This window comes from Rhodococcus sp. OK302 (assembly GCF_002245895.1).
Classification (GTDB): Bacteria; Actinomycetota; Actinomycetes; order Mycobacteriales; family Mycobacteriaceae; genus Rhodococcus_F.
Map to the genome: position 1 here is coordinate 359,909 of NZ_NPJZ01000001.1, position 23,750 is coordinate 383,658.

At 62.7% G+C, this 23,750-nt stretch carries 17 protein-coding genes; 14 read left to right on the forward strand and 3 right to left on the reverse strand.

Going from position 1 to position 23,750, the window contains the following annotated elements; genetic code table 11:
• The first annotated feature begins 17 nt into the window (after positions 1 to 17).
• Positions 18 to 563, forward strand: a complete 546-nt coding sequence (locus tag BDB13_RS01630; RefSeq protein WP_094270115.1) for a GtrA family protein — start codon at positions 18 to 20, stop codon at positions 561 to 563.
• A gap of 60 nt (positions 564 to 623) precedes the next feature.
• On the opposite strand, the gene BDB13_RS01635 is transcribed toward BDB13_RS01630, so the two are convergent.
• The 3 genes from BDB13_RS01635 to BDB13_RS01645 are packed head-to-tail and all read right to left on the reverse strand — an operon-like array spanning position 624 to position 3,960.
• Complete coding sequence (locus BDB13_RS01635) at positions 624 to 1,505, reverse strand: LLM class F420-dependent oxidoreductase (protein ID WP_094270116.1); 882 nt, start codon at positions 1,503 to 1,505, stop codon at positions 624 to 626.
• Complete coding sequence (locus BDB13_RS01640) at positions 1,502 to 2,332, reverse strand: SDR family NAD(P)-dependent oxidoreductase (RefSeq protein ID WP_094270117.1); 831 nt, start codon at positions 2,330 to 2,332, stop codon at positions 1,502 to 1,504. The genes BDB13_RS01635 and BDB13_RS01640 overlap by 4 nt, the downstream gene beginning before the upstream one ends.
• On the reverse strand, positions 2,329 to 3,960 hold the full coding sequence (locus BDB13_RS01645) for an AMP-binding protein (RefSeq protein ID WP_441347222.1): 1,632 nt from the start codon (positions 3,958 to 3,960) through the stop codon (positions 2,329 to 2,331). Before BDB13_RS01645 ends, BDB13_RS01640 begins: the two co-directional genes overlap by 4 nt.
• Positions 3,961 to 4,243: 283 nt before the next feature.
• On the opposite strand from BDB13_RS01645, the gene BDB13_RS01650 reads away from it, so the two are divergent.
• The 13 genes from BDB13_RS01650 to BDB13_RS01715 all read left to right on the forward strand — a co-directional run bounded on the left by BDB13_RS01650 (position 4,244) and on the right by BDB13_RS01715 (position 23,627).
• Positions 4,244 to 5,905 carry a class I adenylate-forming enzyme family protein gene (locus BDB13_RS01650; protein ID WP_094270119.1) on the forward strand — a complete coding sequence of 554 codons (1,662 nt, stop codon included), beginning with the start codon at positions 4,244 to 4,246 and terminating at the stop codon, positions 5,903 to 5,905.
• Positions 5,902 to 6,372, forward strand: a complete 471-nt coding sequence (locus tag BDB13_RS01655; RefSeq protein ID WP_094270120.1) for a nuclear transport factor 2 family protein — start codon at positions 5,902 to 5,904, stop codon at positions 6,370 to 6,372. Before BDB13_RS01650 ends, BDB13_RS01655 begins: the two co-directional genes overlap by 4 nt.
• Positions 6,373 to 6,407: 35 nt before the next feature.
• Positions 6,408 to 6,764: an EthD domain-containing protein gene (locus tag BDB13_RS01660; RefSeq protein ID WP_094270121.1), complete on the forward strand. Its 357-nt coding sequence runs from the start codon at positions 6,408 to 6,410 to the stop codon at positions 6,762 to 6,764.
• 36 nt (positions 6,765 to 6,800) lie between these two features.
• Positions 6,801 to 7,697, forward strand: coding sequence for a TIGR03619 family F420-dependent LLM class oxidoreductase (locus BDB13_RS01665; protein WP_094270122.1), 897 nt, complete (start codon positions 6,801 to 6,803; stop codon positions 7,695 to 7,697).
• 1 nt (position 7,698) lies between these two features.
• A complete protein-coding gene (locus tag BDB13_RS01670; RefSeq protein ID WP_094270123.1) occupies positions 7,699 to 8,214 on the forward strand; it encodes a nuclear transport factor 2 family protein in 516 nt (171 codons plus the stop codon).
• Between the two features lie 177 nt (positions 8,215 to 8,391).
• On the forward strand, positions 8,392 to 10,128 hold the full coding sequence (locus BDB13_RS01675) for an Ig-like domain-containing protein (RefSeq protein ID WP_094270124.1): 1,737 nt from the start codon (positions 8,392 to 8,394) through the stop codon (positions 10,126 to 10,128).
• Between the two features lie 93 nt (positions 10,129 to 10,221).
• Entirely contained in the window at positions 10,222 to 11,925 is a 1,704-nt protein-coding gene (locus tag BDB13_RS01680; RefSeq protein ID WP_254922669.1) for an Ig-like domain-containing protein, read from the forward strand.
• A gap of 219 nt (positions 11,926 to 12,144) precedes the next feature.
• A complete protein-coding gene (locus BDB13_RS32720) occupies positions 12,145 to 14,433 on the forward strand; it encodes an Ig-like domain repeat protein (protein ID WP_254922670.1) in 2,289 nt (762 codons plus the stop codon).
• Positions 14,434 to 14,464: 31 nt separating this feature from the next.
• A complete protein-coding gene (locus BDB13_RS32725; protein WP_254922671.1) occupies positions 14,465 to 16,171 on the forward strand; it encodes an Ig-like domain repeat protein in 1,707 nt (568 codons plus the stop codon).
• 164 nt (positions 16,172 to 16,335) lie between these two features.
• Positions 16,336 to 17,523: an Ig-like domain-containing protein gene (locus BDB13_RS01700; protein WP_094270125.1), complete on the forward strand. Its 1,188-nt coding sequence runs from the start codon at positions 16,336 to 16,338 to the stop codon at positions 17,521 to 17,523.
• Positions 17,524 to 17,757: 234 nt separating this feature from the next.
• A complete protein-coding gene (locus BDB13_RS01705; RefSeq protein WP_094270126.1) occupies positions 17,758 to 19,512 on the forward strand; it encodes an Ig-like domain-containing protein in 1,755 nt (584 codons plus the stop codon).
• A gap of 280 nt (positions 19,513 to 19,792) precedes the next feature.
• Complete coding sequence (locus BDB13_RS01710; RefSeq protein WP_094270127.1) at positions 19,793 to 20,707, forward strand: Ig-like domain-containing protein; 915 nt, start codon at positions 19,793 to 19,795, stop codon at positions 20,705 to 20,707.
• A 280-nt stretch (positions 20,708 to 20,987) separates the two neighbouring features.
• Positions 20,988 to 23,627, forward strand: coding sequence for an Ig-like domain-containing protein (locus BDB13_RS01715; protein WP_094270128.1), 2,640 nt, complete (start codon positions 20,988 to 20,990; stop codon positions 23,625 to 23,627).
• Positions 23,628 to 23,750 lie beyond the last annotated feature (123 nt).

Consider the following 23,750-nt stretch of genomic DNA (forward strand, 5'->3'; position numbering starts at 1 on the left):
CCGGTTAGCCTCGAACCATGGCGTTTGTAGGAAAACTGGTCAACAGCCTTCCGGAGAAGGTTCTCGTGCGGGTTCTCCCGCACGCCGAGATGCTCAAGTTCCTGGTGGTCGGAGGCATCGCCTTCGTCGTCACGACCGTCTTGTTCTTCGGCATCAAGTGGACGGTTCTACCTCAGCATCCAGTCACGGCCAACATCATCGCGGTCTTGGTCGCGACGGTTCTGTCGTATGTCCTGAACCGTGAATGGTCCTTCGCCGAGCGAGGCGGACGGCAACGACACCATGAAGCTGCACTCTTCTTCATCGTCGCCGGCATCGGCCTGGCCATCAATCAGGTCCCGCTCTGGATCTCGAGCTACGTGTTCGATCTCCGCCAGCCCAACGTCTCCGTGTTGATGGAGAACTTCTCCGACTTCATCAGCGGATCCATCATCGGCACCTTGCTGGCAACAGTCTTCCGGTGGTGGGCGATGCGCAAATTCGTCTTCCCGGAAGAGTCCATCGACGGCGAGATGATTCGCGATATCGAAGCAACGCCTCCGGTCACCTCCTCCGAGAGCTGACGCTCGGAAATACACAAAAGCGGTCTGCAGCATTGATGCTGCAGACCGCTTTTTGTTAGGTCAGTTGGTCAGACCCAGCCTCTTCGAGCATTCCGTCATCTCGTCGATGATGAGCTCCAACGACGTGCCGCGGCGACTCGCGGACAGCACGATTCGGTCGGCTCCCAAGCCCCGTGCCCAATCAAGTTTCGCTTCGTCCAACCGCGGCAGCGTTGCACCGAGAACCACGGAAACCTCAGCCGGATCGCGATCGGCCTTGACGGCAGCAGCTTTCATAGCCGCGATGGCCTTGTCGAGTTCTTCGCCGGCCAAACCGAGAGGCTGGAATCCGTTGCCCAACCGGCCGGCGCGGCGGGCTGCCGCCAGACTGTGTCCACCGATGTACAGCGGCACACCGGATTCGCTGTGCGGCTTCGGCCAGCTGTACGCACCCTTGAACGAGTAATACTCGCCGTCGAAATCGACGGCTTCCTTACCGGCCCAGAGTGCGCGCATCACCGCGATTGCCTCGTCGGCAGTCTTGCCACGACGCTCGAAATCGCCACCGCAGGCTTCGATTTCCTCTTTCATCCAGCCCAACCCCAGGCAGATGCGCAGGCGTCCACCGGAGAGTCGATCCAGCGTCGCCAGACGCTTGGCGAGAACTACGGGGTTGTGGTTGGGCAGCACCAACACTCCGGTGGACAAGCCCAAAGTGGTTGTTGCACCGGCAACAAACGAGAGAAGTTCCAGCGGATCCGGAATGTCGCAGTCGTCGGGGAGATGAGATTTTCCGGTCGGCGAGTACGGGTACTCACTTTCGGTATCGGCAATGACAACCGAATGCTCGACTGCCGAGATCTCATCGAAACCGAGCGACTCCGCAGCCTTTGCGAACTGCAGAATCCAATCCGGATCCCCACTACGTCCCAGTTCTACCGGGACAACAATGCCGAGCTTCATGCTGTTTCCTCCAGAGTCGCCATCAATTTCGGACCGTCTACCACTCTGCCGAGGAAGCGCTCGGCGTCGGGCTCTGTTGCGAGCCACACTGCAGCTGCCGCAGGGACCGACGCCGGTGTGGCGGCAAATCCTGCATCCACGATTGCGTTTGCGCCGCCGCGAGCCTTACCCGACTCCGTGATGACAAATCCCGGACTGAGATTGAAAGCCTTGATGCCTGCTCCGCGGTACTCCGAGTTGATCGCACCGGCAATGCGTCCGAACGCTGCCTTGGACGCGGCGTAGGACAATCCCCACCCACCTTCACCGGGAGGCGCCGGCGGGTCCAAAGTAGCCGAGCCCGAGGCAAGTCCGATGACAACGCCGTTACCGCGCTCCACCATCGACGGAAGAACTACCTGCACCAAGGCAAGCTGATGCAGGTAGTTTCCGACAACCATCGCCTGAGCGTCGTCGATCTCGATATCGAGAATTCGGTCCATGTTGCCGACAGTCTGCGCATAGGCGTTGTTGACCAGAACGTCGACGTGGCCCCACTCGTTCAGGACGCGCTCACCGGCCGCGATGACCGACGCTCGATCGAGCAGGTCCATCGGCACAGCCAACGCCCGCACACCGCACGCTTCGATCTCGGCTACCGTCGTCTCGAGACTGCCCGGGACTGGGATAACCTGCTCTCCCGCACGAGTTCTCGGCGCCGCGCGGCCCTCACCTTCATGAACGGTGCGGGCCGTAATCGCGACGTCGAACCCGGCGCGAGCAAAAGCCAGGGCGCACTCGCGACCGATCCCGCGAGAGGCGCCGGTCACGAGCGCGACGCGGTTCACAGGAACCGTGAACGCCCGTGCGTGTGGAACTCCTGCTCGAGTGCATCGCAATCAGCGTCGGACATGAGCTTGTACTCCGGGTTTCCGCGTCCGACCCAGTGGTACACAGGCTCTTCGGTGCGCCAGCGATCGATCTGCAGTTCACGCTTGAGTACCTTGTTGGAACCGGTGGTGGGCAGGTGCGTCGACACCCGGATGAACCGCGGCGCCGCCTTGGTTCCCAAATCTGCCTGCGCTGCAAGGTAAGCCGCGAACTCGGCCGGATCGAAGTCGGCAAGGTCGGCAACCTCTATGCCCGCCATGACCTGGTCACCCGATCGCGGATCCGGCACAGCAAAGACACCCGTCGCAATGACCTTGGGGTGGCGACGCAGAATGTGCTCGATCATCAGGGCCGACGTGTTCTCACCGTCGACGCGGATCCAGTCACCCTTACGACCGGCGAAGTAAATGAATCCAGCTTCGTCGACGTAGCCGAGATCGCCTGTCCAGTACCAACCGTGGCGAATCTTCTCCGCAATGGCATCTTCGTTCTTGTAGTAGCCCTCGAACTTCTGCGAGCCGGCCTTGTCGACCATTTCGCCGATCGCCTCGTCCGGATTGAGGACGCGACCGTGCTCGTCGAGCAACGCGCGCGGACGCTCTTCGCGAGTTTCCGGGTTGACGATGACGATGTTCTCGCTGGCGGGACGGCCCAATGCTCCGGCCGGCTGGTTCGGATCGAGTGTCACCGAACCGGCACCCTCACTCGATCCGTAGCCCTCGAAAAGCTGCGCGTCGAACCGACGGATGAACTCGGCCTTGTCACCGGGAGATGCCTCGGTGCCAAAGCCGTGAGTAAGGGTGTTCTTGTTGTCTTCAGGCTGCTCCGCCGTCGCCATCAGGTAACCGAGCGCCTTGCCGACGTACGTGAAATACGTTGCGCCGTAGAAACGTACATCGGGCATGAAACCCGAGGCGGTGAACTTACGCACGAGGCAGATTGTGGCGCCCTGCGAAAGCGCGGGTGCCCACAGTGCCATCAGCGCATTGCCGTGGAAGAGAGGCATGCAGCAGTAGCAGACGTCGTCGCGGTCGATGTCGTACTTAGCGCAGTTCGCGTAAGCCAAGCGGGTCAGACGGCCCTGGCTGCAGCGCACGGCCTTCGACATTCCTGTGGTGCCGGAGGTGAAGAGAAGAAGGAAGAGCGTCGTCGCGTCGACACCGAGATCGATCTGCGGCGTCTCCACCTGATGCGCGGCAATGGTTTCCGCGTAGGACGCGTCGTCGACGAGAATGAAGCGATCATCCGTCAGGCCGAGATCCAGACCGGCGAGCTTCTCGCGGCCGGCCTTGTCAGTGACGATCATCTGGCAATCGACGTACCGAACCTCGGCTTCGAGTTCAGCTCCACGCCGCGTCGGGTTGATACCGACGATCGTGGCGCCCGTGAGTGCCGCGCCGCCGAGCCAGAACAGGAACTCGGGCTCGTTCTCGAGGAGAACACCGATATGGAACTGGCCGGGCGCACGAAGTGACTTCGCGTAAGAACCACGGGCCGCGCTTTCATGCACGACCTGATCCCACGTCCAGTCCTGGGTGCGAGTCCGCAGTCCCAGATGTTGATCACCGATGCGGTCGATCAACATCTGCGCGACGTCCTCACGCTGCGGCGTCGCAACGGACGTGCTCGTAGATGCTTCGGTAGCGGTGTTCGTCATCGTGTCCTGTGTCCTACTCGAGATGGGAAGAAACTCTTGTGCGCGCAGTACGCATTGAGTGGTTGCGCAGAGTGCGATTCGCTTCGAAACGCTATCGGCGCACCGAGGCGCGGAACGCGACCAGTCTCGCTCAGTGGTAACAGTCCCCGCAGATATCATTGGACGTGAGATTTTGTGTCGTGAAAAGCGCCACAAACCGAAAGGCCAATCAATGACTGCCCCCGCAGATCCGCAGTTGCTCCTGGACCAGGCGGTCTCACGCCTCACCGGTCCCGGTGGGCCGTTCGAGATCGTCGAAGAAGAGGTTCTCGGCACCGTCATGCCCGTGATGAAGAATCGCGGACATGCCATCGGTGACCTCATCTCCGCATCCCGTACCTGGGGAGACGGTGATTACCTGGTCACGAGCGACCGTCGTATCTCGTTCACCGAGCATGCCGACGCCGTAGCCGCACTGGCGACTGCGCTGCGAGACAAGTACGGCGTCCGCAAGGGCGATCGTGTGGGAATCCTCGCCGCAAACACCCCCGAGTGGGTCATGACCTTCTTCGCGACGCAGGCGCTGGGCGCCATCGCTGTCGGTCTCAATGGCTGGTGGGTTCCGCGCGAGGTGACGCACGGTATCGAACTGTCCCGTCCGAAGGTTCTCGTGGTCGACGCAAAGCGCGGCGCTGCGCTCCCCGAACTGCCGTCCGACCTGACCGTTCTGACTATGGAAGAGGATCTGCCCGCCCTCATCGCCGAGTACGCCGGCGCAGATGTTCCTACCACCGACATCGACGAGGACGACCCTGCCGTCATCCTCTTCACGAGTGGAACCAGCGGCCGCCCCAAGGGCGCGCTGCATTCGCACCGCAACGTGATGGCCACCGTCGATTACCACAAGTACAGCGACGCCATCGGCGCTGCGTTCATGGGTCGCGAGTACGACGCCACCAAGCCCAGCCCGCTGCGCTACCTCCTGACGTCTCCGCTGTTCCACATCGCCAGCCTGCACAACTTGGTTGTCCCCCGCCTGGCCACCGGCAGCGCCGTCATCCTCAACGAGGGCGGCTTCGACGTCGACAAGGTTCTCGGACTCGTCGAGCGCGAACGCATCACCAACTGGGGCGCGGTTCCCACCATGGCGTCGCGATTGATCGAGCACGGCAACATCGACAAGTACGACGTGTCCTCGCTGACAGCCTTCTCGCTGGCGTCCGCACCGTCGTCGCCGGCGTTCAAGGAACGACTCAAAGAGCAGGTGCCTTTCGCGCGCAACGCACTGGTCGACAGCTACGGCCTCACCGAATGCAGCACAGCAATCGCGGTGGCTATCGGAGCCGAACTCGAAGAGTTCCCGGGCACTCTCGGACGCCCCATCATCACGGTCTCGATGGAAATCCGCGATCCCTTCGGCGAGTGGCTTCCTGACGGCATCGAGGGCGAGGTCTGCGTCCGCAGCCCGTTCGTGATGCTCGGTTACTGGGAGAACCCGGAAGCAACGGAGTCGACGATCGCACCCGGACGCTGGCTCCGCACAGGCGATTTCGGCGTCATCGAGAATGGTCGCCTACGTCTGACCGGGCGTCGTTCCGACCTGATCCTGCGCGGCGGCGAGAACGTCTACCCCACCGAGATCGAGCAGACCCTCGACGAGCATCCCGACGTGATCGAGTGCGCCGTCATCGGTATGCCGCATGCGGACCTCGGCCAGGAAGTTTCGGCTGTCGTCGTCCTTCGCCCGGGTTCGACCACCACCGAGGACGAACTCCGCGAGTACGCCGCCGAGCGTTTGTCCTACTTCAAGGTGCCGTCCAAGTGGCGCATCACACGGGATCTACTGCCCCGCAATGCAACCGGCAAGATGGTTCGGCGCGAGATCACGGTATGACCGAAGAGTTGTCGCGGATCGTCGCCGAGTCGGCGATCCGCGACCTGCTCTGCGAGTACACGCACCTGATCGATCAGGGCAGGTTGCACGAAGTCGCTGCATTGTTCGCGCAGTCCGATTACGGCCAGTGCGGGCCGGACGGCGTTGCCACAACCGTCATTTCATCCGACGCCGACGCCGTGTTCGCCGCGTGCAGTGGTTTCATTCGGATGTACGGCACTCCCCCGGTCCCACGCACCAAACACCTGTTGACCAATACCCGGATTTTCATGGACGGCGACGAGGCCTCCGCACTGTCGTACATCACAGTAATCCAGGGAACCGAAGAACTTGCGCTGCAACCGATTCTGTCGGGACGCTACTTCGATCGCTTCACACACGTCGACGGAAAGTGGCAGTTCACGCAGCGACTCTTCTGCCTGGATCATCTCGGCAATATGTCTGCTCACGCGAAACGCTCACTCTGAATCCATCTCGCTGCACCTGAATCAGGAGACTGGCAATGTTCAAAGCAATCGCGCTACTCACCCGTAAGCCTGGACTGACACGGGAAGAGTTCATCGACTACTACGAGAACAACCATGCTCCCCTGATTGCGAAAACCTTTCCTCAGATCATCGAATACCGACGGAATTTCCCTGATCTGACTCAGGTTCTGCGTGCCGAGGGCACTCCCGACCCACAATTCGATGTCATCACCGAAATGTGGTTCCACGACAAGGCGGGATACGGCGACATGCTGGCAACCCACGCCCGACCGGAGATAGGCAACCTGATCCGGGCCGACGAATCCAACTTCCTGGATCAGACCAAGATCATTCAGTTCGTCGTCGACGAGTGTGAATTGCCTCGGATCTGAAATTCGGTAACAAACTTCGGCAGAAAAGGGTTCACCGTGGAGATCGGCGTCAACATATTAGGCCTCGAAGCGCACTTCGACGGCAAGATCCGGCCGGTTCTCGACTTCGCCGCCCGTGCAGATCAAGTCGGCGTCGACTTGATCTGCACGGGTGATCACATCGGATTCAATGGCGATGCTCATGCGGAACGGGTAGACGAGCACGGCTTCGCATTTCCCTTGGATCATCCTTGGTACGAGCCGATTTCACTGCTTTCCTCGATCGCAGCAGTCACCGAACGGTCTCGACTCGGAGTATCGGTCCTGATCGCAACGGTTCGGCCACCGGCGCTGCTCGCAAAACAGGTCGCCACCCTCGACGCATTATCCGACGGACGCGTGACGATGGGCTTCGGAGTCGGCTGGCAAGAGGCCGAATACACCGCCACCAATATGCCTTTCGACGCCAGGTTCGGGCGCATGGAAGAAACCGTCGAGGCCTGCCGCGAACTCTGGACGCAGGCACCCGCCAACTTCCAGGGTCGCGATTTCTCCTTCGAGAACTACCACAGCATTCCGCTGTCGACGCAGGATCGCGTGCCTGTTCTCTTCGGATTCGCTCCCAGTCAACGGAACTTCGACCGCATCGCACGCGTCGCCGACGGTTGGACCGTCAACCCCACCGACCTACCGACATTCACGGACAGTGTTGCGCTGCTGCGCACTACATTCGAAGCCCACGGACGCGATCCCCAGAGTGTCCGCATCCAGGTTTCTGCCGGCCCGGTTCGACGCGATAGCGGAACTATCGATCTCGCAGCCACCGCGGAAAAAGCCCACGATTGGTCCGACCGCGGCGCGTCCGTAGTTGTCTTCCGACCTGCCGTATTCGACTGTGCTGCTGAAGAATTACCGGAACTGCTCGAATGGATGATCAGCGTCAAGGAGATGTGAAATGGATCAGGCCGTGCAAGATCTGCTGGACAAGCAGGCAATCCGCGAAGTAGTCCTGACCTACGCCCGAGGCATCGACCGTCTCGACTTCACCCTCGTCCGCAGCGCGTACCACCCTGACGCCATCGATCATCACACCGGATTCGACGGCAACGTAGACGAATACATCGCGTGGGTGACGCCGAAGCTCTCTGCCATCGGCGGCACCATGCACCACATCGGAAATCATCTCGTCGAACTGCACGGCGACTTCGCGATCAGCGAGGCGTACTCGATGTCCACACATTGGGGCGGCCCCGAAGGTGTCGGGATGATCAACTTCACCAGCGGCGCACGGTTCGTCGACCACATGGAGCGTCGTAACGGGCGTTGGGCGATCAAAGAGCGTTGGGCTGTGCGCGAATGGACCCGCTCGGACGAAGGCCGCTTCGTAAACCCTGAGGGCGCCGGCCCCCGAGGTCGACGTGACGAGACTGATCCGTTGACGTTACTGAGGAAAACTATTCAATCTCGGTAAGTTTCAACCCTCCACTTCTGCCTGGCGTCGCCACTGTGGCCCCGATCACCCTAATTACCGCAATTCGCCTGTAATTCCATTTCGACTGCGCTACCTTGGGCCGGATCGATGTAACTGGACGCTCGTCTAGGGTGCTCGTTTTGGGGCTGTTGCCTGGACGTCTGAAGAGAGGGAACCATGATGCAGAGCAACACCCTTCGCGCAGTCGGAGGCTTGAGCGCGATAGCACTGGCCGCCGGATTGGCAGTCACGATAGGCGGCGGAATCGCAAGCGCAGCAGCGGGATCGCAGACGTGGTCCGACGGCAACAGTACCTACGTCCGCACCATCAGCAATGTAAATCCCGCCGGCGGGGAGACCATCACTGTTTCGATCCAGTTCCAGCGGAAGTATCTCTCGGGCGAAGAGAAGATCACGCTGCTCCGAGACCAACATCCAGCATGCCTGACCTATGTCACGGACTCGGCGTCCGTCGATAACGGCGGCACTGTGTCCAGCGTGACGCCGGGCGCGGACTCGGTCACGCTTACGGGAAATCCCATGGCGACCTCGACAAACCCCTTCCTCCCCCCGGCGGTCTGGCCCACGTTCAGTATTTCCTACAAGGTCGGCTTCGATTGTGCGCAGGGCGTCGCGCTGACAACGGGAATGAACTACGACGGTAGCCGCGGCGCAGGTTCGTACCCCGGCAAGGGTCCGAACATCACGGTGGGCAAGAACAACACGACGACGACGCTCGCAGCGACTCCGTCCTCCGTGCAGCTGGGCCAATCGGTGTCGCTGAGCGCGACGGTGGCCGGCGGCGCTGACGGCAACACCGTCGAATTCTACGAGGGCGCAAACAAAGTCGGTGAGGGCCACCTCGCCGCGGGTGTAGCGACATACGCGTGGACCCCGCCCACTGAGGGACAGCACGACCTGACCGCGAAGTTCCTGGGAACGACGGCGGCCAACGAGTCGACCTCGGTTGCACAGACCGTCTCGGTAACCCCGGCCAATATCGACACCCAGACCGCACTGACCGCTCCCACCACCGCAGTGGTCGGCGCAGACGTCACCCTCACCACCAACGTCACCCCGGCCACCGCAACCGGCCAGGTCCAGTTCAAGGACGGCGACGTCAACGTCGGGGACCCTGTCACCGTCGTCAACGGCCAGGCCTCGATCACCCGCAAGTTCGATGAGGCCAGCACGCACACATTCACCGCGCACTTCACCGGCACCGGTCTCTACCAGAACTCCGACTCGGCAGCGACCACACTGACCATCACCGACGCCGACTTCAGCACCACCACAACGGTTCTCCAACCGGTCACCGCAACCGTCGGCGTCGCAACCAACCTCTCGGCCTCCGTCATGCCGTTCCCGAGCGCCGGTGAGGTCGAATTCATCGTCGACGACATCTCCGTCGGCAAGGTCAACGTGGGCACCGGCGACGGAGTCGCAGTTCTTCCGCACACCTTCAACACTGTCGGAACCTCCAACGTGGTCGCGAAGTTCCTCGGAACCCCCGGATTCACCGACTCCACCTCGGCCGGATTCTCGGTCACCGTCAAAGCAGTCGAACCCAACCGAGAAGACACCACCACCGCCCTCAGCGTCACCGGGAACTCCAATATCGGTACCCCGATGACGTTTACGGCAACCGTCGCTCCGTCGACCGCCAACGGAACGATCCAGTTCAAGGTTGGCAACACCCTCATCGGCGCACCCGTCACCGTCGTCAACGGTGTCGCCACCGGCACCCACACCTTCGACTCCGAAGGCACCTACACCGTCACGGCAGTCTTCGTCGGCGGCGACGGCTGGAACGACTCCGTGTCCGGTCCCACCGTCGTGGGCATCACCACCGCCACCACCCCCGGTCCCGAAACCGGCAGCTTGGGTTCACTTTCCGGCATTTTCGGTAGCTAATTCCATGCCCGAAGCCAGATTCGGAGCGCGCACGCTGCGCCCCGGATCCCGGAAGGGCACCCCGACACTTTCCATTCATTTGTAGGAGAATTCGTGCAGAAGAAGAGGATTCAACGACTCGTCACACCGATCGGTGTGGGAGCGCTCGCCTGCGTCACCATGTTCGCCGGGGTACCCGCCCAGGCCGAAACCGTCTCCAACACATTCCTGTCTTCCTGTCTGGCAACACCGTCCGCGGTGGCCGGACCGACCGCCATGAGCCAGGAAGCCACCGTGGTCGCGGACGCCCCGGCGTCGGTCAACGCCGGAGAGGAGTTCGACGTCATCATCACACCGCCGCCGATCTCCGTCCCCAACTCGGTCTCGGGCGCGAGTGTGAAGAGCATCTCGCGCGTCAAGATCGACGTCGACGTCCCGGCGAACGCTGAGTTCATCAGCGGGGCGATCGTGGACGGCACCGGCGTCGGACTCAGCGGTGTGAAGCCAAATGTGCTGCGTGTCAACGAAAACGGCAATATCGACCCTGCCGGCAAGATTATCCGTCTCTCGGGCGACAACAACACTATCGGCAACGGACCCAAGACCAGTAAGAGCTCCGAGGGCGGCATCGTGGCGGTGGCCACCAGCGGCACGAACACCGTCTTCCAGTTGCCACAGGTCAAGGCACGACTCAAGGCCGGCGCGTCGGGCAAGATCGAGATGAAGTTGCGCACCGGCGGCGAGGCCGGGAATTGGGCCAACGACAAGAACTTCTTGACGTTCCTGCCGAAGGCAACCCTGGTCATCACCGCGTGGGCCCCGACCCAGTGCACCCCACGTGATGCCGAAAGCGCACCGCTCAACAACGGCGCAGGCGCACTGGTTACGACCAACATCATCGCGGCCGATGCGCAGACCACCACCACCGTCGTCGCTCCCGGCGCAGTCAAGAACGGCGCCGAGGTCACCTTGACCGCGAACGTCGCCCCGGCCGCACCCGGCGGCACCGTCGAGTTCTTCGACGGCGCAACCTCTCTCGGCGCACCGGTGGACGTAGCGAACGGCACCGCGTCGATCACGCACACCTTCACCACCGACGGCAACCACGACATCACCGCCGCGTTCTCCGGAACCACCGGCTTCATCACCTCGACCTCCGCGGTCAAGACCATCAACGTGAGCACCGCGGACACCGTCACCACGCTCGCGATGACCAGCCCGGAACTGGCCTTCGTCGACCAGGAAGTCAACCTGCACGCCCAGGTCACCCCGGCAGTCCAGGGTGGCACGGTGGAGTTCACCGTCGACGGCGGTACCCCGGTCTCCGGCACGGTCGGCACGGACGGCGTCGCGGTCGCGCCGTACAAGTTCACCACCACCGGCACCCACCGCGTCCTCGCCCGCTACTCCGGCACCCAGGGCGTCGGGGGTTCTGTCGCACCGATGTTCCCGGTCAGCGTCACCACCGCTCCGGCGGCAGCTGTCCAGACCAGCACCACGCTCGCCCCGGTCGGCACGATCACCAAGGGCAGCTCGGTCACACTGAAGGCGACGGTCGATCCGACCACCGCCAACGGCAAGATCCAGTTCAAGATGGGTGACGTCAATCTCGGCGCTCCCGTCGCCGTGGTGAACGGTGTTGCGACACTGCCCACCACGTTCGCGGCTTCGGGTGAGTTCAGCATCACCGCTGAATTCATCGGCGCTGCAGGGTTTATCGACTCGGCGTCTGCTCCGCAGACACTGACGGTTCCCGCCGGTACCGATCCGGGCCCGGGCATCGACTTCGGCAGCCTGTCAGGGATCTTCGGGTCCTGATCAACACGGGCACGTGCCGCTTCAATAGTCACGGGCCAGAGCAACAACCTCAGTAGCAACGGTGCGCCGTCGGCCCAGGCCGACGGCGCACCCTGCGGAACAGCGACAGCCGGCAATAACCTGGGCGCCAGCTTCCCGTCCGCCGCACCTCCACACCCGACCGTAAACGCGGCCCCGCGCCCCGTAACTCTCGCGCAAACGATGGAAGCTGGTTTCTCGATGAATGTTTTGACACGCCGACAGATGTTGAAGGCCATGGCAACTGCGGCGGGCGCGGTGACAGTGGGTACCACCACCGCACAACTCGCCGGAGCGGCCCCCGGCACGGAGATTCGCGTACTCGCCATCAACACCTGGCTCAACGGAACAAGCGTATCGGGCGGCTTGCAAATGGTCGCCGATATCGTCACGGCCACGCGCGCCAACGTCGTAATCCTCACGGAATCAAACAACAGTGCAACAAACTCGGTGGCGACCAGACTGACCAACGCCGGCACAAAATTCTATGCGGCATCCACCTCCGATACCGGAATCATCTCGCAGTTCCCAATCTCCGGGGCGACTAGCCTGAGCTGGATGACCAAGGCGATCATCACCGTCGGCGGCATTGAAATTGCCACGTATGCAGCGCATTTGAACTACAAGTATTACGCCACCTATCTCCCCCGCGGATACGGAGCAGGCAATGACTCGGGCGAGTTCTCCGGCTGGAACAAGTTGCCGGGAGGGCCCGTCACCGACCTTGCAAAGATCCAGCTCAACAACAACAATTCCGGTCGACCGGCAACCATCACGAGTTTCATCAACGATGCAGCAGTAGAACAATCCAAGGGTCGCTCGATTCTCCTGGGCGGAGACTTCAACGAACCGTCAGCCCTGGACTGGACCGACGGCACCAAGAACATGTTCGACCACAACGGCGTCGTCATCCCCTGGGAAACCACACGACGCCTCCAAGCGGCCGGCTTCATCGACTCCTACCGCAGCAAATACCCGAACCCGGTGACCCACCCGGGTGCCACCTGGCCCTCGGACAACCCGGCCAAATCGCCATCGGATATCAGTTGGGCACCAGCCGCTGACGAGCGCGACCGCATCGACTACATCTTCACCGACAGCGCCTCCAAGCTTTCACTGACGGAAACCGGCATCGTCGGGCCGCGCTCGACCATCGTGCGCAACCAGCGGGTGGCCGAGACCAGCCAGGACAACTTCATCTACTCCCCGGCTCAGTGGCCGACCGACCACAAGGCAATGCTCTCGGTCTACCAGATCAACACCGGAGCCGCGACGACCACCACCACCGTCGAAGCTCCCGACTCGGCCAAGAAGGGCGCCGCAGTCACCCTGACCGCGAACGTCACCCCCGCCGCACCAGGCGGCACAGTCCAGTTCCTCGACGGCGCAACACCTCTCGGCGACCCCGCGACTGTCACGAACGGCACCGCCTCGATCACGCGCACCTTCGACACCAACGGAGATCATGCGATCACCGCCGTGTTCTCCGGCACAACAGGCTTCCTCGAATCCACCTCCGAGATCAAGACCATCACCGTAAGCACCGACAACATCGTCACCACCACGACCGTCGAAGCTCCCGACTCGGCCAAGAAAGGCGCCGCAGTCACCCTGACCGCGAACATCGCCCCCGCCGCACCGGGCGGAACCGTCCAGTTCCTCGACGGCGCAACACCTCTCGGAGCCCCGGCAACCGTCGAGAACGGCACCGCCTCGATCACGCACACCTTCGACACCAACGGAGACCACACAATCACCGCCGTGTTCTCCGGTACGACCGGCATCCTCGGATCCACTTCCGAGATCAAGACCATCACCGTAAGCACCGACAACATCGTCACCACTACCACGATGACTGCGCCTGATAGCGCGTTCGTGGGCCAGGCCGTCAACCTGCACGCAACGGTCTCCCCTGCAGTTCTTGGCGGCACTGTCGAATTCACCGTCGACGGCAACGACAAGGTGACCGGCCCATTGGGCACCGACGGCACTGCGGTCGCGTCGTACACGTTCACCACCGCCGGCCCCCACAGTGTGGTCGCCCGCTACTCCGGCACCCAGGGCGTTGCGGGTTCGCTCGCGCCGACGTTCCCGATCAGCGTCGCAGTCGTGCAGCCGGCGAACGTGCAGACCACGACCACGCTCGCCCCTATCGGCACCGTCGCCAAGGGCGCCCCGGTCACGCTGAAGGCCACCGTCAACCCGGCCAACGCCAACGGCAAGGTCCAGTTCAAGATCGGCGACACTCCGCTGGGCGGTCGGGTGACGGTCTCGAACGGCGTCGCTACGCTGCCCGCAACGTTCGCGGCCTCGGGCACGTTCAGCGTGACGGCGGAATTCATCGGCGCGGCAGGGTTTGTCGACTCGTCATCCACGCCGCAAACGCTCACCGTCCCGGGCGACCCCGATCCGGGTACCAACCCAGGCACCGGCGGCATCTTCGGCAGCCTCGGCAATCTGGGTAACCTCGGCAACCTCTTCGGCTCCTGATCCACACAGCGCAATGAAAGTTGGTTTTTCAATGAAGGGTTTGACTCGCCGACAGATGTTCAAGGCCATGGCGGTCACGGCGGGCGCAGTGACACTGGGCACCACTACAGCGCACATCGCCGGGGCAGCCCCCGGCACCGAGATTCGCGTGCTCTCGATCAACACCTGGCTCAACGGAACTGGTGTATCGGGCGGCTTGCAGATGGTCGCCGATGTCATCACCGCCACCCGCGCCAACGTGGTACTGCTCCTGGAATCAAACAGCAGTGCAACAAACTCCATCGCGAACAGACTGACCAACGCCGGAACGAAGTTCTATGCGACGTCCACGTCCGACACCGGTATCCTCTCGCAGTTCCCGATCTCCGAATCTTCCAGCCTGAACTCGATGACCAAGACCGTCATCACCGTCGACAGCACCCAAATTGCCACGTATGCAGCGCATTTGAACTACAAGTACTATGCCACCTATCTCCCCCGCGGATACGGAGCGGGCAACGACTCGGGCGAATTCTCCCAATACGGCTTCAAGAAGATGCCGGCACCCGTCACCGACGTCGAAAAGATTCAGCTTAACAACATGAATTCCGGCCGCCCGGAAGCTATTACGAATTTCATCAACGACGCGGCACTCGAACAGGCCAAGGGACGATCGATCATCCTGGGCGGCGACTTCAACGAACCGTCACACCTCGACTGGACCGACGCCGCCAAGAACCTGTTCGACCACAACGGAGTCGTTCTTCCCTGGGAGACCACCCGGCGGCTCGAAGCGGCCGGTTTCCTCGACGCCTACCGCAGCCAGTACCCGGATCCGGTGACCCACCCGGGCTTCACCTGGCCCTCGGACAACCCGGCCAAACCAACGTCGCAACTCACCTGGGCACCAGACGCTGACGAGCGCGACCGCATCGACTACATCTTTACCGACAGCACTTCGAAACTTTCACTGACGGAAACCGGCGTCGTCGGGCCACGCTCGACCATCGTGCGCAACCAGCGAGTAGCCGAGACCAGCCAGGACAACTTCATCGCCTCGCCGACGCCATGGCCGACCGACCACAAGGCGGTTCTCGCGGTCTACCAACTGGGCACCGTAAACACCACCACCGCAATGACATCGCCGGGCAGTGCGTTCGCCGGTCAGAACGTCAACCTGCACGCGAAAGTCTCGCCTGCAGTTCGGGGTGGCTCCGTCGAATTCACCATCGACGGGGGCGCCTCGGTGACCGGCACCGTGGGCACCGACGGTGTCGCAGTCGCGTCGTACACCTTCACCACTGCCGGCGCCCACAACGTGGTCGCCCGCTACTCCGGTGCCACCGGTGCCGAATCCTCAGTCGCACCGGCCTTCCCGGTCAACGTCACCACCTCGTCCCCGACCGACGCCCGGACCACCACCACGCTCGACCCGGTCGGCACCATCGCCAAGGATGCCGCTGCAACATTGAAGGCAACGGTCGATCCGGCCACCGCAATCGGCGCGATCCAATTCAAGCTCGGCGACACCCCGCTCAGCGGTCCGGTCACCGTCCTGAACGGAATCGCAACGCTGGCAACCATGTTCGCAGCCTCGGGCACATTCAGTGTTACGGCGGAGTTCGTTGGGGGAAACGGCTTCATCGACTCTGCATCGGCGCCACAGACACTGACCGTCCCCGGCGACCCCGATCCGGGTAATTCGGGTGGCAGCGTCGGGAACGTCGGCAGCCTGTTCGGCAATATCTTCGGGTCTTGACATCCGCACCACCCGTCACGCCCAAACCGCCCCATTCGCCTAATTACCGCAATTCGACCGACATTGCTGACCGATTGCGCTACCGTGAGCCCGATCGATTAACTGGACGCTCGTCTAGACCGCTCTTTGAGGGCTGTTGCCTGGACGTCGCAAGAGAGGGAACCATGACGCAGAGCAACACCCTTCGCACAATCGGAAGCCTGAGCGCATTCGCCGTGGCCGCCGGATTCGCGGTCACCATCGGCACCGGAATGGCAAGTGCCGCACCGGGCGAAATCACCTGGACCGACCAATACAGCACCTTCACCCGCACCATCGACAACGCCACTCCCACCGGCGACGACACCGTCACCGTCACCACCAAGTGGACCCGCACCGACGCCAACTGGGAAAAGCTCAATTGGGTGAAGGACTTCCACCCGACCTGCCTGACCTACGTCCCCGGCTCCGCCAAGGTCACCGACAACGCCGGCGTCCACACCATCGAGCCCTACGTCGAGCAGGCCGCCGACTACACTGCCGTGGACTTCACCAGCCTCGGCTACCAGCCGACCGCCAAGAAGGGCGTCGAGACCCCGATCCTGAGCATCCAGTACAAGGTCGGCTACGACTGCGACCGCGACGTTGCCCAGAACACCGGAATGGCCTACAACGGCTCCCGCGGCCCCGGCACCTACCTGAACAAGGGCCCGTCGATCACGGTCGCAAAGAACACCTCGACCACGACGCTGGATACGGTTCCTGCGGACACAAAGGTGGACCAAACGGTTCCGCTGAACGCCACCGTGACCGGCGGCGCCGACGGCGACATCGTCGAATTCTACGACGGCACAACGAAGATCGGACAGGGCGCATTGGCCGCCGGCAAGACGACGTTCTCGTGGACGCCCACCACCAACGGTGTGCACAGCCTGACAGCGAAGTTCCTGGGCACGACGAAGGCCAACGAGTCGGTCTCGACAGCACAGAACGTCCTCGTGGCCTCCGACATCGACGTGGCCACCACCGCAGTGTTGACCGTGCCCGCAACTGCAACGACAGGCGTCGCGGTGAACCTCGTCGCGACCATCTCCCCGACCCCGACTGGTGGAACCGTCCAGTTCATGGACGGCAACACAAAGCTCGGCCAACCGGCCTCAGTGGTCGACGGCAAGGCAACACTCAATTACGCCTTCCCGAATGCCGGCACCAGCCATGTCACCGCGATCTACAGCGGCATCACGGGCCACCTCACCTCGACCTCCGAGGTCAGCACCGTCACAGTCGTCGACGCCCCCGGAACCGGTGGCGGAGACACCGGCGGTTCGCTGGGGAACATTTTCGGCTCCTTGGGAAGCATCTTCGGATCCTGAAGAACTATCCGCTGAAACCAGCGATCTGAGTGTGGCCTCCGCCGGAATTCCGGCGGAGGCCACACTCGATCTACACGGCAATGAGGTTGATCAAACTTCACCGTAAGCCCCAATTACCGCAATTCGACCGACATTGCTGACCGATTGCGCTACCGTGAGCCCGATCGATTAACTGGACGCTCGTCTAGACCGCTCTTTGAGGGCTGTTGCCTGGACGTCGCAAGAGAGGGAACCATGACGCAGAGCAACACCCTTCGCACAATCGGAAGCCTGAGCGCATTCGCCGTGGCCGCCGGATTCGCGGTCACCATCGGCACCGGAATGGCAAGTGCCGCACCGGGCGAAATCACCTGGACCGACCAATACAGCACCTTCACCCGCACCATCGACAACGCCGCTCCCACCGGCGACGACACCGTCACCGTCACCACCAAATGGACCCGCACCGACGCCAACTGGGAAAAGCTCAATTGGGTGAAGGACTTCCACCCGACCTGCCTGACCTACGTCCCCGGCTCCGCCAAGGTCACCGACAACGCCGGCGTCCACACCATCGAGCCCTACGTCCAGCCCGCTGCCGACTTCACAGCCGTCGACTTCACCAGCCTCGGCTACCAGCCGACCGCCAAGAAGGGCGTCGAGACCCCGATCCTGAGCATCCAGTACAAGGTCGGCTACGACTGCGACCGCGACGTTGCCCAGAACACCGGAATGGCCTACAACGGCTCCCGCGGCCCCGGCACCTACTTGAACAAGGGCCCGTCGATCACGGTCGCAAAGAACACCTCGACCACGACGCTGGATACGGTTCCTGCGGACACAAAGGTGGACCAAACGGTTCCGCTGAACGCCACCGTGACCGGCGGCGCCGACGGCGACATCGTCGAATTCTACGACGGCACAACGAAGATCGGCCAGGGCGCATTGGCCGCCGGCAAGACGACGTTCTCGTGGACGCCCACCACCAACGGTGTGCACAGCCTGACAGCGAAGTTCCTGGGCACGACGAAGGCCAACGAGTCGGTCTCGACAGCACAGAACGTCCCGGTCGCCCCTGCCGACGTCACCACCACCACGTCAGTGACCGGCCCGGCCGACGCGGTCGCAGGCACGGATATCACTCTGAACGTGCAGGTGTCACCGGCTCCGACCGGTGGAACCGTCCAGTTCAAGGACGGCGCCACTGATCTCGGCACCGCCGTCGCCCTTGACTCCGCCGGCCAGGGCTCCATCACACAGAAGTTGGCGGCGGGCACTCACAGCATCACCGCGGTATACGCCGGTTCAGCCCAGTTCCTTACCTCCACCTCCGCGGCGCACACCGTAACTGTGACAACGCCGGCTCAGGCCGATTCCGTGACGACCACGACCCTGACCCTTCCAAACAACGTGAAAACCGGTGTGGCCGTTAATCTATGGGCTGCAGTGAAGGCGCCGAACGGTGACCTGATTCCGTCGGGTGGACAGGTCACCTTCAAAGACGGCAGCACGTCGATCGGCACCGCGAACGTGATCGGCGGTGAGGCGAACGTACTCCACACCTTCGCCAGCGCAGGAACGCACAACATCACCGCCGAGTTCACCGGCGCAGCCGGATACCTGACGTCGGTCTCGCAGTCCGGCGCGCTCGTGGTGACGGATCCATCCTCCACCGACGAGGCCACCACCACTGCACTGACCGTGCCCTCCACCGCAACGAAGGGAACGGCAGTAGACCTGGTCGCGATCGTTTCTCCGACCCTGGCCGGCGGCACAGTGCAGTTCATGGACGGCGCCACGGCGATCGGTGTGCCAGTCACCGTGGTCGACGGAAAAGCAACCCTCTCGTACGCCTTCCCGAACGTCGGCGACCGCCACATCACCGCGGTCTACAGCGGTGAGACGGGACACCTGGGCTCGACCGCAGAATCACGCACGGTCACAGTCACCGACACCCCCGGCACCGGTGGCGGCAGCCTGGGATCACTTGGAAACATCTTCGGATCCTGAATATCCCTCCGCTGAAACCAGCGATATGACGCACTAACGCGTGTGGCCCCTGCCGAATTTCAGCAGGGGCCACACCCGTCTACACGCCAACGAAGACGACCAAGCTTCACCCAACCCCGGCCGGGCACATACCCCATCGCCAATGCCCCGCTCACCCCAATTGTCGCAATTCGACCGTAATTGCTGATCGATTGCGCTACCGTGATCCCGATCGATTAACTGGACGCTCGTCTAAGGCGCTCGCGTAGGCCGTTGCCGAGGCGCCCCAAGAAAGGGAACCATGAAGAAGAGCACCACCCTTCGCACAATCGGAAGCCTCAGCGCATTTGCCGTGGCCGCCGGATTCGCAGTCACGATCGGCAGCGGAATTGCAGCTGCGGCACCAGGCGAACTCACCTGGTCCGACCAATACAGCACCTTCACCCGCACCATCGACAACGTCACCCCCACCGGCGACGACACCATCACCGTCACCACCAAATGGACCCGCACCGACGCCAACTGGGAAAAGCTCAATTCGGTGAAGGATTTTCACCCGACCTGCCTGACCTACGTCCCGGGCTCCGCCAAAGTCACCGACAACGCCGGCGTCCACGCCATCGAGCCCTACGTCCAGACAGCCGCAGACTTCACTGCCGTCGACTTCGTCACCCTCGGCTACCAGCCAACCGCCAAGAAGGGCGTCGAAACCCCGATCCTGAGCATCCAGTACAAGGTCGGGAACGACTGTGCCCGCGACGTCACCCAGAACACCGGAATGTCCTACAGCGGCTCACGCGGCCCCGGCACCTACCTGAACAAGGGCCCGTCGATCACGGTCGCAAAGAACACCTCGACCACGACGCTGGATACGGTTCCTGCGGGCACAAAGGTGGACCAAACGGTTCCGCTGAACGCCACCGTGACCGGCGGCACCGACGGCGACATCGTCGAATTCTACGACGGCACAACCAAACTCGGCCAAGGCGCACTGGCCGCCGGCAAGGCGACGTTCTCGTGGACACCTACCACCAACGGTGTGCACAGCCTGACCGCGAAGTTCCTGAGCACGACGAAGGTCAACGAGTCGGTCTCGACAGCACAGAAAGTATCCGTGACAAGGGAGGACGGCACCGGCGGCGGCGGCGATACCGGCAGTGCCGGCGGTTCGCTGGGGACTATCCTCGGATCCCTGGGAAACATCTTCGGATCCTGAATACCCCTCCGCTGAACCAGCGATATGACGCACTAACGCGTGTGGCCCCTGCCGAATTTCAGCAGGGGCCACACCCGTCTACACGCCAACGAAGACGACCAAACTTCACCCAACCCCGGCCGAGCTCATACCCCATCGCAAATGCCCCACTCACCCCAATTACCGCAATTCGACCGCATTAGCTGACCGATTGCGCTACCTTAATCCAATAAATGGAACTGGACGCTCGTCTAGACCGCTCTTTCAGGGCTGTTGCCGAGGCGTCCCAAGAAAGGGAACCATGACGCAGAGCAACACCCGTCGCACAATCGGAAGCCTGGCGGCATTCGCCGTGGCCGCCGGATTCGCAGTCACCATCGGCACCGGAATGGCAGCTGCGGCACCAGGCGAACTCACCTGGTCCGACCAATACAGCACCTTCACCCGCACCATCGACAACGTCACCCCCACCGGCGACGACACCATCACCGTCACCACCAAGTGGACCCGCACCGACGCCAACTGGGAAAAGCTCAATTCGGTGAAGGACTACCACTCGACCTGCCTGGCCTACGTCCCGGGCTCCGCCAAAGTCACCGACAACGCCGGCGTCCACACCATCGAGCCCTACGTCCAAACCGCCGCAGACTTCACTGCCGTCGACTTCGTCGGCCTCGGCTACCAGCCGACCGCCAAGAAGGGCGTCGAAACCCCGATCCTGAGCATCCAGTACAAGGTCGGCTACAACTGCGACCGCGACACCACCCTGGCTACCGGCATGTCCTACAGCGGCTCACGCGGACCCGGCAGCTACCCCACCAAAGGCCCGTCGATCAAGGTCGCCAAGAACACCTCAACCACCGTCTTAGCCACAGTCCCCGCCGGCGTAAAGGTGGACCAAACTGTGCCGCTGAACGCAACCGTCACCGGCGGCATTGACGGAGACATCGTCGAATTCTACGACGGTACAACCAAACTCGGCCAGGGCACACTGGCCGCCGGCAAGGCGACGTTCGCCTGGTCGCCGGCACTGGGCGCACACAGCGTGACCGCGAAGTTCCTCGGCACCACCAAAGCCACCGAATCCGTCTCGGCAGCGCAGAACGTGACCGTATCCCCCGCTGATGTCACCACCACCACCACCGTCTCCGGTGACGCGACCGGTGTCGTCGGCACCAACGTCGCACTGAGCGCGAAGGTTTCACCCGCTCCCTCACTGGGCGGTACCGTCCAGTTCAAGGACGGCGCTACTAACATCGGTGGCCTCGTCGACCTCGACGCCCACGGCAACGCCGCCACCACGGTGCCGCTCGCTGCCGGCACCCACGCCATCACCGCAGTGTTCACCGGTGTCGGTGAATACCAGCCCTCGACCTCCACAGCACCGCACAACGTGACGGTCACCCCCGCCAACGTCGCCACCATCACCACAATCACCGGTGACACCACCGCAGTCACCGACACGGATGCTGTTCTGAACGTGCAGGTTTCACCCGTCCCCACCGGCGGCACCGTCCAGTTCAAGAACGGCACCACCAACATCGGTAACCCCGTCACCCTCGACGGCCAGGGCAAGGGCACGCTCACCACCAAGTTCGCCACCACCGGCGCCCAAAGCATCACCGCGGTCTACGAAGGCACCACCGGCTTCCTGACCTCTACCTCGGTCGCGCATAGCGTCGAGGTCTCGGCCCCCGTCGCCACCGACCAGGACACCACCACGACCGTGACTGGACCGGCCACCGCAGTCGAAAACACGGATGTCACTCTCGGCGTGCAGGTTTCACCCGTCCCCACCGGCGGCACCGTCCAGTTCAAGAACGGCACCACCAACATCGGTAACCCCGTCACCCTCGACGGCCAGGGCAAGGGCACGCTCACCACCAAGTTCGCCACCACCGGCGCCCAAAGCATCACCGCCGTCTACGAAGGCACCACAGGCTTCCTGACCTCTACCTCGGTCGCGCATAGCGTCGAGGTCTCGGCCCCCGTCGCCACCGACCAGGACACCACCACGACCGTGACCGGACCGGCCACCGCAGTCGAAAACACGGATGTCACTCTCGGCGTGCAGGTTTCGCCCGTCCCCACCGGCGGCACCGTCCAGTTCAAGAACGGCACCACCAACATCGGTAACCCCGTCACCCTCGACGGCCAGGGCAAGGGTTCGATCACTACCAAGTTCGCCACCACCGGCGCCCAAAGCATCACCGCGGTCTACGAAGGCACCACCGGCTTCCTGACCTCTACCTCGGTCGCGCATAGCGTCGAGGTCTCGGCCCCCGTCGCCACCGACCAGGACACCACCACGACCGTGACCGGACCGGCCACCGCAGTCGAAAACACGGATGTCACTCTCGGCGTGCAGGTTTCACCCGTCCCCACCGGCGGCACCGTCCAGTTCAAGAACGGCACCACCAACATCGGTAACCCCGTCACCCTCGACGGCCAGGGCAAGGGCACGCTCACTACCAAGTTCGCCACCACCGGCGCCCAAAGCATCACCGCCGTCTACGAAGGCACCACCGGCTTCCTCACCTCCACCTCCACACCGCACACCATCACCGTGACCGCGACTCCGGCCGAAACCACCACCACGGTCATCAAGGTTCCGGCCACGGCAACAACAGGAGTCGAAGTAAATCTCGACGCGACCATCTCCCCGGCCTCGACCGGAGGAACCGTCCAGTTCATGGACGGCAACAAGAAGATCGGTGATCCGGTCGCAGTGGTCAACGGCAAGGCAACGCTCAAGCACATCTTCACGAGCGCCGACACCCACAACATCACCGCGATCTACAGCGACGCCACAGGTCAGGCCATCTCGACCTCCGAGATCCGCACGGTCACAGTCACCGACACCCCCGGCGGCGGTAACACAGGCAGCCTCGGTTCGCTGGGGAACATCTTCGGATCCCTGGGAAACATCTTCGGATCCTGATCCCACGTACCACCTGACGCACTCCGGGTGTGGCCCCTGCCGAACATCGGCAGGGGCCACACCCGAATTTGTCGTAAAGCGAATTCATATTCGTTTGTCAGGTAATTCGGGAAGCAAGAATTA